At 64.2% G+C, this 12,786-nt stretch carries 12 protein-coding genes; 9 read left to right on the top strand and 3 right to left on the bottom strand.

Features of this window, described 5'->3' with window-relative positions:
• The first annotated feature begins 87 nt into the window (after positions 1 to 87).
• From AC04PT_RS02705 to lexA, 7 genes are all read left to right on the top strand, one after another.
• Positions 88 to 669, top strand: a complete 582-nt coding sequence (locus AC04PT_RS02705; RefSeq protein ID WP_482871950.1) for an anthranilate synthase component II — start codon at positions 88 to 90, stop codon at positions 667 to 669.
• Positions 666 to 1,682, top strand: a complete 1,017-nt coding sequence (trpD, locus tag AC04PT_RS02700) for an anthranilate phosphoribosyltransferase (RefSeq protein ID WP_482871949.1) — start codon at positions 666 to 668, stop codon at positions 1,680 to 1,682. The genes AC04PT_RS02705 and trpD overlap by 4 nt, the downstream gene beginning before the upstream one ends.
• Positions 1,679 to 2,332: a uracil-DNA glycosylase gene (locus tag AC04PT_RS02695; RefSeq protein WP_482871948.1), complete on the top strand. Its 654-nt coding sequence runs from the start codon at positions 1,679 to 1,681 to the stop codon at positions 2,330 to 2,332. The genes trpD and AC04PT_RS02695 overlap by 4 nt, the downstream gene beginning before the upstream one ends.
• Positions 2,329 to 3,138 (top strand): indole-3-glycerol phosphate synthase TrpC, encoded by an 810-nt coding sequence (trpC, locus tag AC04PT_RS02690; RefSeq protein WP_482871947.1) that lies wholly within the window; start codon positions 2,329 to 2,331, stop codon positions 3,136 to 3,138. The genes AC04PT_RS02695 and trpC overlap by 4 nt, the downstream gene beginning before the upstream one ends.
• Positions 3,131 to 3,607, top strand: coding sequence for a cyclic pyranopterin monophosphate synthase MoaC (gene moaC / locus AC04PT_RS02685; RefSeq protein ID WP_482871946.1), 477 nt, complete (start codon positions 3,131 to 3,133; stop codon positions 3,605 to 3,607). The genes trpC and moaC overlap by 8 nt, the downstream gene beginning before the upstream one ends.
• Positions 3,604 to 4,782 (top strand): molybdopterin molybdotransferase MoeA, encoded by a 1,179-nt coding sequence (locus AC04PT_RS02680; protein ID WP_482871945.1) that lies wholly within the window; start codon positions 3,604 to 3,606, stop codon positions 4,780 to 4,782. Before moaC ends, AC04PT_RS02680 begins: the two co-directional genes overlap by 4 nt.
• A 134-nt stretch (positions 4,783 to 4,916) precedes the next feature.
• Positions 4,917 to 5,612, top strand: coding sequence for a transcriptional repressor LexA (lexA, locus tag AC04PT_RS02675; RefSeq protein WP_482871944.1), 696 nt, complete (start codon positions 4,917 to 4,919; stop codon positions 5,610 to 5,612).
• On the opposite strand, the gene AC04PT_RS02670 is transcribed toward lexA, so the two are convergent.
• On the bottom strand, positions 5,606 to 7,627 hold the full coding sequence (locus AC04PT_RS02670) for a ComEC/Rec2 family competence protein (protein ID WP_482871943.1): 2,022 nt from the start codon (positions 7,625 to 7,627) through the stop codon (positions 5,606 to 5,608). The two genes, lexA and AC04PT_RS02670, sit on opposite strands and share 7 nt — an antisense overlap.
• 78 nt (positions 7,628 to 7,705) lie before the next feature.
• Between AC04PT_RS02670 and gltX the strand changes: the two genes are divergently transcribed.
• Together gltX and gltA are read left to right on the top strand one after the other, a co-directional pair.
• Positions 7,706 to 9,127, top strand: coding sequence for a glutamate--tRNA ligase (gene gltX / locus AC04PT_RS02665; protein ID WP_482871942.1), 1,422 nt, complete (start codon positions 7,706 to 7,708; stop codon positions 9,125 to 9,127).
• 73 nt (positions 9,128 to 9,200) lie between these two features.
• Entirely contained in the window at positions 9,201 to 10,496 is a 1,296-nt protein-coding gene (gene gltA, locus AC04PT_RS02660) for a citrate synthase (RefSeq protein WP_482871941.1), read from the top strand.
• Positions 10,497 to 10,657: 161 nt separating this feature from the next.
• On the opposite strand, the gene lpdA is transcribed toward gltA, so the two are convergent.
• A complete protein-coding gene (gene lpdA, locus AC04PT_RS02655) occupies positions 10,658 to 12,052 on the bottom strand; it encodes a dihydrolipoyl dehydrogenase (protein WP_482871940.1) in 1,395 nt (464 codons plus the stop codon).
• A 70-nt stretch (positions 12,053 to 12,122) separates the two neighbouring features.
• Complete coding sequence (locus AC04PT_RS02650; RefSeq protein ID WP_482871939.1) at positions 12,123 to 12,698, bottom strand: DUF924 family protein; 576 nt, start codon at positions 12,696 to 12,698, stop codon at positions 12,123 to 12,125.
• Positions 12,699 to 12,786 lie beyond the last annotated feature (88 nt).

Raw genomic sequence — 12,786 nt, 5'->3', positions numbered from 1 at the left:
TGGAGGCCAAGCCTGAACATGTATACCCCGATCTCTATACCCCGGTGAAGGCCCCGGCCTCCAGCCCCTAACGGCAAAGTTCATCCCATGCTGCTGCTCATCGATAATTACGACAGCTTCACCTACAACCTCGTGCATTATCTGGGCGAATTGGGCGCCGAGGTGCAGGTTCACCGAAACGACGCGCTGAACGTGCAGGAGGCGATGGCGCTCAATCCCGCCGGCATCCTGCTGTCGCCCGGGCCCTGCGATCCGGACCAGGCCGGCATCTGCCTGGCGCTGGTCGAGGCCGCGGCAGAGACCCGCACGCCGCTGCTGGGGGTTTGCCTCGGGCATCAGGCCATCGGGCAGGCCTTCGGTGGCCGCGTCGTGCGCTGCCACGAGATCGTGCACGGAAAGCTGGGCGCAATGCATCACAACGGCAAGGGCGCCTTCGCCGGCCTGCCCTCGCCCTTCATGGCGACGCGCTACCATTCGCTGGTGGTCGAACGCGACAGCCTGCCCGACTGCCTCGAGATCACCGGCGAGCTGGAGGACGGCACCATCATGGGCCTCAGCCACCGTGACCTGCCGATTCACGGCGTCCAGTTCCACCCGGAATCGATCCGGTCCGAGCACGGCCATGCCATGCTGAAGAATTTCACCGACCTGATGAAGGTGCCCGCATGAGCGACCGCCTGAAGCCGCTGATCGGCGCCGCTGCCGACCGCGCCCTGACGCGAGCCGAGGCGGAGGACGCCTTTCAGATCCTGTTCGACGGCGAGGCCACGCCGAGCCAGATCGGCGGTCTTCTGATGGCGATGCGCACTCGGGGCGAAACGGTGGACGAGTATGCCGCAGCTGCCGCGGTGATGCGGTCGAAGTGCAACAAGGTGAAGGCCCCCGAGGGCGCCATGGACATCGTCGGAACCGGCGGCGACGGCAAGGGCACGCTGAACATCTCGACCGCAACCGCCTTTGTCGTGGCGGGTGCGGGCGTGCCGGTGGCCAAGCACGGCAACCGCAACCTGTCGTCCAAATCCGGTGCCGCGGATGCGCTGACCCAGATGGGCGTCAACGTCATGGTCGGCGCCGACGTGGCCGAGCGCGCCCTGCGCGAAACCGGCATCTGCTTCATGATGGCGCCAATGCATCACCCGGCGATCGCCCACGTCATGCCGACGCGCCAAGAGCTGGGCACTCGAACCATCTTCAACATCCTCGGGCCGCTGACCAATCCTGCCGGGGTCCGCCGGCAACTGACCGGGGCCTTTTCGCGCGAACTGATCCGGCCAATGGCCGAGACCCTCTTGGCATTGGGGTCCGATCGCGCCTGGCTGGTACACGGTTCCGACGGAACTGACGAGCTGGCGATCTCCGGCGTCAGCTGGGTGGCGGCGCTGGCGGACGGCGCGATCAGCGAGCACGAGGTTCACCCCGAGGACGCGGGCCTGCCGGTGCACCCCTTCGAGGACATCCTCGGCGGCACCCCCGAAGACAACGGCCGCGCGTTTGATGCGCTTCTGGACGGCGCCGCCGGTGCCTATCGCGACGCCGTGTTGCTGAACGCGGCCGCGGCGCTGGTGGTGGCGGGCAAGGCACCGGACCTGAAGACAGGCGTCGAACTGGCCGCGCAATCCATCGATAGCGGCGCCGCCAAGGCCCGCATCACCGCGCTGGCGCAGGCCACCCAGGGCGCATGACCGGCCATACGGTCCCGCCCGCCTGGGCGCATCTGCCGTTCTTCGACGCGCATTGGCCGGGGCTATCGCAATCGCTCGCGGCCGAGACGCGGCCCGTTCTGCCGCCCGCCCCCCAGACCTTTGCCGCGCTCGATGCCTGCCCGCCCGACAGGGTGCGCGCCCTGGTCCTCGGTCAGGATCCCTATCCGACGCCGGGCCATGCGCATGGCCTTGCCTTCTCGGTCGCGCCCGATGTCGCGCCGCTGCCGCGATCCCTGAAGAACATCTTCAGGGAAATGACCGACGACATCGGCACCTGCCCCGCCAACGGCGACCTGCGGCCTTGGGCGGCGCAGGGTGTGCTGCTGCTCAACACCGCACTCAGCGTCCCGGCGGGCGATGCCGGCGGACATATGAAACTCGGGTGGGACCGGCTCACCACAGACATCCTGGCCGAACTCGACACCCGGCCCCGCGCGCTGCTGCTTTGGGGCAAGCCCGCGCAGAAGCTTGGCGCGCGTATGGCGAACCCCAGCCACCTGCGGATCGAGACCCCACATCCCTCACCGCTTTCGGCCCACCGCGGTTTTTTCGGCTCGCGCCCCTTTAGCCGGGTCAACGACTGGCTTATGAAACGGGGTGACACTGCGATAGACTGGACAGGCGCATGACTCAGACCGTTCTTGACAAGATCAAGGCCTACAAGCTCGAAGAGATCGCCGCCGACAAGGCCGCGACGCCGCGCTCGGCCATTGAAGAGGCCGCCCGCGCCGCAAGCCCGCCACGCGGTTTCGCCGAGGCCCTGCGCAAGGCGTCATCGACCGGATACGGTCTGATTGCCGAAGTCAAAAAAGCCTCCCCCTCCAAAGGGCTGATCCGCGCGGACTTCGATCCGGAGGCATTGGCCCGCGCCTATGAGAAAGGCGGCGCCACCTGCCTGTCGGTGTTGACCGACACGCCGTCCTTTCAGGGGGCCAAACGGTTTCTGACCGAGGCCCGCAACGCCACCAGCTTGCCGGCGCTTCGCAAGGATTTCCTTTACGACACCTATCAGGTGGCCGAGGCCCGCGCGCTCGGCGCCGATTGCATCCTAATCATCATGGCCTCGGTCTCGGACGCTCAGGCCGCCGAACTCGAGGATTGCGCCATGTCGTGGCACATGGATGTCCTTGTCGAAGTGCACGATGCCGGAGAGTTGGACCGGGCGCTCGCGTTGCGATCACCCCTCCTTGGCGTAAACAACCGCAATCTCAAGACCTTCGAGACCACTCTTGACACAACGCGCGAGCTTTCGAAACGGGCTCCTGGCGATAAGCTCCTGATCTCAGAGAGCGGGCTCAATTCGCCTGCTGACCTTGCCGACATGGCAAAATACGGTGCGCGCACCTTCCTGATCGGCGAAAGCCTAATGCGTCAGACGGATGTCGAGGCTGCGACTCGAGAACTGCTTTGCAACCCGGTGCCTGCCGATGCCTGAACTCACCCATTTTGACGCCGAGGGCGATGCCCATATGGTCGACGTGTCTGACAAGGCGGTGACCGCGCGTATCGCAACGGCGGAAGGTTACATCAAGATGGCGCCAAAAACCTATAATATCGTTACTGAAGGTCGCGCCAAGAAGGGTGACGTGATCTCTGTCGCGCGCCTTGCCGGGATCATGGGCGCAAAGCAGACCTCGACCCTTATCCCCCTCTGCCATCCGGTGCCAATTACCAAGGTCGCAGTCGATCTGACCCCCGATCCGGACCTCCCTGGCCTGCGACTGACCGCCACGGTCAAGACCACCGGGCAGACCGGCGTGGAGATGGAGGCCTTGACAGCCGTGTCGGTGACAGCGCTCACGGTTTATGACATGGCCAAGGCGGTCGACAAGGAAATGCAGATCGGCGGTATCCGCGTGACCTTGAAAGATGGCGGTAAGTCAGGTCGTTACGAGGCGACATGATATCTGTTTCCGACGCCCTGGATCGCCTGTTTTCGCTGGCTCCGACGCTTGGAACCGAGGAGGTTCCGCTGCTCGAGGCTGCCGGTAGGGTTCTGGCCCGCGACGGCATATCTCGTCGCGATCAGCCTCCCTTTGCGGCCTCGGCGATGGACGGATACGCCCTGCGCAACGAAGAGGCACGACCCGGAGCGCGATTTGCCGTCATCGGTGAATCGGCGGCAGGGCATAGGCACGACGGGACGGTCGGCCCGGGCCAGGCAGTCCGGATCTTTACTGGCGCGGTCGTCCCGGAGGGCGCCTCGCGCGTCGTGATACAGGAAGATGTCGTTCGCGACGGTGATTTCATTACCCTCAGTGATCGTCTTGACCGTGGCACCCACATCCGACCGCAAGGCGGTGACTTTCACGCCGGCGACCGGCTGACGGCACCAAGGCGGCTGATGCCCGAAGACATCGCCCTGCTCGCTTCAATGAATGTCGACAGGGTCACCGTGACCCGCAAACCGACGGTCGCGCTGATTTCCACCGGCGACGAACTTGTCATGCCGGGCGAGACACCGGGACCAGACCAGATCATCGCCTCCAATACCCTCGGGCTTCACGCCTTGCTTGGCAGCCTGGGTGCCATACCGCGCCTGCTCCCCATCGCGCGCGACCGGACAGACGCATTGGAGTTCGTGCTCGACCTGGCTTCCGGCTCGGACCTGATCGTCACTGTCGGCGGTGCCAGCGTCGGTGATCATGACCTTGTCGCCGGTGTCACCGAAGCCCGGGGGATGGACCGCGCTTTCTACAAGGTTGCGATGCGCCCCGGCAAACCGCTGATGGCCGGACGCATGGGCGACGCGATGATGCTTGGCCTTCCGGGCAATCCAGTGTCGGCCATGGTCTGTGGCCACGTGTTTCTGGCCCCCGTGGTCAGGGCCATGCAAGGGCTCGGGGCCACCGCAACTGCACGACATGACGCCCCGCTGGCCGAGGCCATCCCCGCGAATGGCCCGCGTGAACATTATATGCGCGCACGCCTGTCTCCTGAGGACATAACGCCCTTTTCGGCACAGGATTCATCGCTTTTGACCACCTTGTCACAGGCCGATGCGCTGCTGGTCCGTCCGCCGAACGACACGGCCCGATCCGCCGGCGAGACGGTGTCCTATATCGCACTCAGACCTTAACAATATATTATCGTTTGCGAGCGAATACTAACGGGCCATTGAGGGACAGTCGATGACTTATCCACAGCGGCATTGACACAAAACGGGAACAGGCCTAGAACAAAAGACAAATCAGACCGCAGAGGGCCGGAGACATGCTTACCAAGAAGCAACTCGATTTGCTGGACTTCATCAACCGGCGCATTCAGCGTGACGGTGTGCCTCCGTCTTTCGACGAGATGAAGGAAGCGCTGGACCTGCGCTCGAAATCCGGCATTCATCGCCTGATCACCGCGTTGGAAGAACGCGGATTCATCCGGCGTCTGGCCCATAAGGCCCGCGCGCTGGAAATCGTGAAACTGCCAGAATCGCTGGGCGGCGCTCCGACAGCCGCAGCGGCGTTTCAACCACGCGTCATCGACGGCGGTGCAGCGGCACCGCGTGGCACCGACGGGACGCCCATGCATGTAGCGGAACTGCCTGTCATGGGCCGCATCGCAGCGGGCGTTCCGATTGAGGCGATCAGCCATGCGTCCCATACCGTTGCCGTACCCGGGCAGATGCTGCGGCACGGTGCTGATCACTATGCGCTTGAAGTCAAAGGCGATTCCATGATCGAAGCCGGGATCAACGATGGCGACGTCGTGGTGATCCGGGAAACCGATAGCGCCGACAACGGCGATATCGTCGTCGCACTGATCGAGGGCCAGGAGGCGACGCTGAAGCGTTATCGTCGGGCCGGTGGTGCGATCGCGCTGGAAGCTGCCAATCCCGCCTATGAAACCCGCGTCGTGCCGGAAGACAAGGTGCGGGTGCAGGGCCGTTTGGTCGGACTGATCCGCACCTACTGATCCGGCGCCCAGAGACGTGTGCCGCTGACGAACGCGGAGGTTATGACCTTCAATCCGTCGGCAGACAGGTGGATGGACAGGGCACCGGTGTCGCGAAGACTGTCCGGGGTGAAGCTGCGGCATCCGTGGCCCGAGGCCCCGGGCGTGTTGAACACCGCGATGTCTTTGTCAGAGCAACCAGGAAAGGATGCCCGCCCGCGCTTGCCCGAAACGTGCCACAGCCGCACGCCGTCCGGCAGGTCAATCCATGCAAGCCCAGGCTCTCTCTGCGGCCAGCGCGCGGCGGCCCGTGCCTGCTCGACCCCGTCTCCGTCGTTCTCCAACCAGACCCGCGCGACGAACCCGGCGCCGCGATCCCGGCTGAGCGCGCGGGTTTCAGCCGTCATTACACCGACAAGCGCACCGGTCTCGGCAATCAGGATGGTCGGACGCTCTGTCTGCGCCCAGAGCACGAAGCCTGCAATCACGGGCAGCCCGCCCAGCAATGCAGCGCGCCCGCGCCACAGGATGAGGAACAGCCCGCCGAGCGCCAGAAGCGGCAGCACCGCCGGCGCGGGTGCCTGCAGGTGCGTCAAAGCGCCTTCCCAACCCGAGATTTCGTGGGCCACCCCCAGCACCCAGCGCAGGCCCTGCCCAAGCGCCCAAAGCGCAGGTGCTTCAAGCCCGACGAGCGACAGGCAGGCCGCCAAGACCGCCGCAGGCATCACCAGAATTCCCATCAGCGGCACGCTCAGCAGGTTCGCGATCAGGCCGAATTGCGCGATGCGGTTGAAATGCGCGGCTGCTACCGGCGCCGTGGCGAAACCAGCCACCGCCGAAGAGATCACTACCGCCAGCACCGGCCAGACCCAGCGCGGCATCGCCTGCGGTGCGCCCCGTAACCTGTTGAAGACCGCCACCAACGCGGTGGTGGCGGCAAAGGACATCTGGAACCCCGGCCCCGTCAGCGCCTCGGGCCGCAGGATCAGCACGATCATCGCTGCCAGCGCCACGGCACGCAGGCTGATGGCGCGGCGGTCGAAAAGCACTGCCACAAGGGCCACGGCGACCATGACGAAAGCCCGTTCGGTGGCCACATTACCGCCTGAGAGCGCAAGGTAGAAGGCCGCGGCGGCCAGCGCGAACACCGCGGCAATACGGTGCCCCGGCACCCTCAGCGCGATAAAGGGCACCGTCGCAATGGCCAGCCGGATGGCGCCGAAGACGAACCCGGCCAACAGCCCCATGTGCAGCCCGGAGATTGCCAGCAGATGCGCGAGGTTCGTGTCTCGAAGCGCTTGCTGCGTTTCCTGCCCCATGCCGGAGCGATCGCCGGTCGTGATCGCGGCTGCAAAGGCTCCGGTCTCACCGGGCAAGGCATCCTGCACCGCGCGTGACAGCGCCATGCGCATGGCAAAGACGGGCTGCGCGCCGTCCGAAGGTGCGCTCATGAGTAGCGGGACACGTGTGTAGCCGACCGCACCGATCCCGAGAAACCAGGCGTGGCGGCGGAAATCGAAGCCGCCGGGTTCGACCGGTCCCTGCGGGGGCGACAAGTGGCCGGTGGTCATCACCCGAAGCCCCGGCATCGCCGTGACCACCTCTGGCCCGTGCAGCGATATCCGTACCTTTCGTGGCACATTTCCAACCCTGTCGAGCCGAACGCGGTCTAGCGTCAGCCGCAGCGCCCCGCTGGCCGAGCGGTCGATCCCGACGATGCGACCCTCGATCGGACCGTAATAGCGAAAGTCCAGCACCGGCGCGGCCAGCGACTGCGCGCGTGCGCCTGCAAGAGAGACGCCGAAGGCAATCAGCCCCAGTCCCGTCAGGACCGGCGCCAGCAGTGGCCCAGCCCGCCAGGCCGCAAGGAACGCCGTGAATGCAAGCGCGGCGAGAACCCCCAGCCCCCAGACAGGTGGTTCCACGCGCAGGCCGAAGTAGAGCCCGATCCCGAGGGCCAGCATCACTGGCGACCACGGCATCAGCCCGCCCCGCTGGGCCAGGATCGCGTTGCCGATGGCCTGCATCATCCTCATGCTTGTTCCCGCGTGCTGCGGAGGGTAATCAGGCGCCAAGCTACTCCATTCATGGTTATCGAAAGGTAAACGGCCCTCATGACCGCTGACACTCCCGTGGTGACCCGCTTCGCGCCCTCGCCCACCGGCTTCCTGCACATCGGCGGCGCGCGCACCGCGCTGTTCAACTGGCTCTACGCCCGCGGTCGCGGCGGCAAGTTCCTGTTGCGGATCGAGGACACCGACCGCGCGCGTTCGACCCCGCAGGCCACGGCGGCGATTCTCAAGGGGCTCGACTGGCTCGGGCTGGATCACGATGGCGAGGTGGTCAGCCAATACGAAGGTGCCGCGCGCCACGCTGAGGTCGCGCACCAGCTTCTTGCTGAGGGTAAGGCCTACAAGTGCTTTGCAACGCAGGAGGAAATCGCCGAGTGGCGTGACGCGGCCAAGGCCGAGGGCCGCTCCACCCTCTACCGGTCACCCTGGCGCGACGCGGATCCTGCGACCCATCCGGACGCACCGTATGTGGTGCGGATCAAGGCACCGCAGGATGGCATCACCGTGATCCGCGACCAGGTTCAGGGCGAGGTGAGCATCCGCAACGACCAGCTTGACGACATGGTGCTGCTGCGCTCAGACGGGACGCCGGTCTACATGCTGGCAGTGGTGGTCGACGATCACGACATGGGCGTGACCCACGTGATCCGCGGCGACGATCACCTCAACAACGCGGCTCGCCAGATGATGATCTATCAGGCAATGGGCTGGGACGTGCCGGTCTGGGCGCATATCCCGCTGATTCACGGGCCCGACGGCAAGAAACTGTCGAAGCGCCACGGCGCACTGGGCGTCGAAGAGTATCAGACCATGGGCTATCCCGCCGCCGGCATGCGCAATTACCTGACCCGTCTGGGCTGGAGCCACGGCGACGCCGAATTCTTCACCGATGCGCAGGCAAAGGAATGGTTCGATCTGGATGGAATCGGCAAGTCGCCCGCTCGGCTCGATTTCAAGAAGCTCGAGAACATCTGCGGTCAGCATATTGCCGCCTCCGACGATGCTGCACTGCTGCAAGAATTGCAGGCGTACCTCGATGTTATCGGTAACAGTCCCTTGACCGTCACGCAGGCCGAGGCCATGCAGCGCGGGATGTATTGCCTCAAAGAGCGCGCGAAGACGTTCCCGGAACTACTTGAAAAGGCTCATTTCATCCTGACAGACACACCGGTCGAGCCTGATGAGAAGGCCGCCAAAAATCTCGACACGGTATCCCGTGGTATACTGGCCTCATTGACGCCGCAGCTGCAAAATGTTAGCTGGTCCCGAGAAGAATTGGAGACAGCGACGTCCCGGGTCGCAGAGGACCACGGGATCAAGTTCGGCAAGCTCGCAGGCCCGCTCAGGGCAGCCTTGGCCGGACGATCGGCAACTCCCAGCGTGTTCGACATGATGCTGGTACTGGGCCGGGACGAAACGCTCGCGCGATTGACTCATGCGGCCGAGGCGCCGGTTGAGGAATAATTAACCAATACCCGTCACGGGATGGATACACCGCCGCGGCACGCCTGCCCGGCCAAGCGACAGAGGGACCACCATGGCAGACAGCAAGAAGACCGCGAACCTGACGATTGGCGATCAAAGCTATGATCTCCCGATCCACAGCCCCACCGTGGGTCCCGATGTCATCGACATCCGCAAGCTTTACGGTCAGGCCGGGGTCTTCACCTACGATCCCGGCTTCACCTCGACCGCGGCCTGCGATTCCACGATCACCTATATCGATGGCGAAAAAGGCGTTCTGCTGCACCGTGGCTATCCGATCGATCAGCTGGCTTCGAAGTCGCATTACCTCGAAGTCTGCTTCCTGTTGCTCTACGGCAACCTGCCGACCGCGTCGGAGCTTGAAGATTTCGAGAGCCGGGTGACCAACCACACCATGCTGCACGAGCAGATGCAGTATTTCTTCCGCGGTTTCCGCCGCGACGCGCATCCGATGGCGATCATGGTGGGCGTGGTCGGCGCGATGTCGGCCTTCTACCACGACAGTACCGACATCACCGACGCTTGGCAGCGCGAGGTTGCCTCGATCCGGTTGATCGCCAAGATGCCGACCATTGCCGCATGGGCCTATAAGTACCACGTCGGCCAGCCCTTCGTGTATCCGCGGAACGATCTGGACTATGCGTCGAACTTCCTGCGCATGTGCTTCAGCGTTCCGGCCGAGGAATACGAGGTCGACCCGATCCTTAGCCGCGCGATGGACCGGATCTTCACCCTGCACGCCGACCACGAGCAGAACGCCTCGACCTCGACGGTGCGGCTGGCGTCCTCCTCCGGCGCCAACCCGTTTGCCTGCATCGCAGCCGGCATCGCCTGTCTCTGGGGCCCGGCGCATGGCGGCGCCAACCAGGCCTGCCTGGAGATGCTCAAGGAAATCGGCTCGCCCGAGAACATCCCCGAGTACATCGCCCGCGCCAAGGACAAGAGCGATCCGTTCCGCCTGATGGGCTTCGGCCACCGTGTCTACAAGAACTTCGATCCGCGCGCGACGGTGATGAAGCAGTCCGCCGACGAAGTGCTCGACCTGCTCGGCGTCGAGAACAACCCGATCCTGGCCACCGCCAAGGCGCTGGAAGAGGCGGCGCTGAACGATCCCTACTTCGCCGAGAAGAAGCTGTTCCCCAACGTCGATTTCTACTCGGGCATCATCCTCGAGGCGATGGGTTTCCCGACCTCGATGTTCACCCCGATCTTCGCGCTGTCGCGCACCGTCGGCTGGGTGAGCCAGTGGAAGGAAATGCTGAACGATCCGCAGAACAAGATCGGCCGCCCGCGCCAGCTCTACCGCGGCGAGACGCAGCGCGATTACGTGGACATCGAAAAGCGCTGATCGGTCCGGACGGCGGCAAGAAAGCGAAGGCGTTCCCTATGACGGGAGCGCCTTTTTTTCATGCGCGGCGTCTGGTTACCATTACTGGAGCCTCCGGTCGTTCTCTGGTGCCTGACCCGGGGGTGAGCAGCGCAGCCGCGAGGGCACTGCCCCTTCGTAATTCACATGTGGATCACCCGGTCGAAGGCGTCGAGCACGCTTTCGTGCATCATCTCGCTCAACGTCGGATGCGGGAAGACGCTGTTCATCAAGTCTTCTTCCGTGGTCTCCAATTGCCGGGCCACGATGTAGCCCTGGATCAGTTCGGTCACTTCGGCGCCGACCATATGCGCCCCCAGCAAGGCGCCGGTCTTGGCGTCGAATACGGTCTTGATCAGCCCCTCGGCCTCTCCCAGCGCGATGGCCTTGCCGTTGCCGATGAAGGGGAAGCGTCCGACCCTGATGTCGTGCCCGGCCTCCTTCGCCTGCGCCTCGGTCATCCCGACGCTGGCAATCTGCGGTTGGCAATAGGTGCATCCGGCGATGGCATCCGGGTCGACCGCGTGCGGCTGCCCCCCGGCGATGAGTTCTGCCACCATGACGCCTTCGTGGCTGGCCTTGTGCGCCAGCCATGGCGCGCCGGCGAGGTCACCGATGGCATAGAGCCCGTCAACCCCGGTGCGGCAGTGGCCATCGACCAACACATGGGTCTTCTCGACCTTCACGCCCAAATCCTCGAGCCCGAGGTCTTCGGTATTGCCGACGATTCCCACGGCCGAGATCACCGTGTCGAACGCCTCTTTCGTGACCTTTTCACCCTGTTCGATATGCGCGGTGACCTTGCCCTTGGCCCGGTCCAGCTGTTTGACCATGGCTTTCTCGCGGATCGTCATGCCCTGTTTTTCGAAGGCCTTCTTGGCAAAGCCCGAGATCTCGGCATCCTCCACCGGCAGGATGCGATCCATCACTTCGACCACCGTCGTGTCCGCCCCGAGCGTGTTGTAGAAACTGGCAAACTCGATGCCGATGGCGCCGGAGCCGATGACCAGCAGCTTCTTTGGCATCCGCGGTGGTAGAAGCGCGTGCTTGTAGGTCCAGACCAACTCGCCGTCGGCCTCCAGCCCCGGCAGTTCGCGCGCCCGGGCGCCGGTGGCCAGCACGATGTTGTCTGCAGAAAGCTGTTCGGTGCCCTTGTCGGTCTTGACCAGAACCTTGCCCTTCGCGGGCAGCGTCGCCGTACCCATGAAGGTGGTGACCTTGTTCTTCTTCATCAGGTGGCCGATTCCGGCATTCAGCTGCTTGGCTACCCCGCGCGAGCGTTTCACCACAGCGTCGAGGTCATAGGAAATCGCATCCGCCTTCAGCCCGTAGTCCCCGGCGCGTTGCATCAGGTGGAACACCTCGGACGACCGCAACAGGGCCTTTGTCGGGATGCAGCCCCAGTTCAGGCAGATGCCGCCCATGTGTTCCCGCTCGACGATGGCGACCTTGAGCCCAAGTTGCGCGCCCCGGATTGCGGCCACATAACCGCCGGGTCCGGCGCCGATCACGATCATGTCGAAACTCTGGCCTGACATTGTGGTCCTCCCTGAAACCGTCAGAGGAGGCTAGCCCATGGCCCGGCCGGCTTCAATCAACCGCCCGGGGTCAGCTGGCTTTCTTGAGCTCTTCCAGCGTCTCGCCATAGCCGCCACCGGCCAGAAACTGCTGCTCCGCGGCCGTGTCATGACGCGACAGCGCCTTGTTGCGGAACGGGAAGCGGCCAAACATGCGAATGATCTCACGGTGGACGCGGGCGTGAAGCATGTTGCCTTCCGCCTCGGGCATGCGCTCGGCCATCAGCCGCACGCAGCGATCCTGATCGCAGAGGTTTTCCGAATGCATCATCGGCAGGTAGAAGAACTGTCGCGCAGGTGCGTCGATCTTCTTGTCATAGCCCTTGGCGATGGCCTGTTTCGCCGCGGCCAGTGCAATCCGGTCGGACGCGAATGCCTTGGCCGTCCCGCGGAACATGTTGCGCGGAAACTGGTCCAGCAGGATCAGATAGGCCAGCGTGCCGCTGGGATAAGTCAGCCACATCGCGTAGCGACCCTCCATGGCGCTTTGCCACGCTTCCCCAAACCTGTCGCGAATGTCGGCATCGAGCGCGTCGCTGCCTTGATACCAGCCATCGGGTCCGATCTCGTCGAGCCAGAAGGAAAGTATGTCCTCGGGTGTCACCATACCTGGTCTCCTCACAATCACCCCCGGTATATGCATGTTAATGAATATTTCACGAGAATTAACTCACGTTTTCCTTCAAAGTTAACAC

This window comes from Litorisediminivivens sp. KMU-197 (assembly GCF_056858395.1).
The sequence above is the reverse complement of the archived record's forward strand: the minus strand, read 5'-3'. Positions and strand labels throughout refer to the sequence as shown.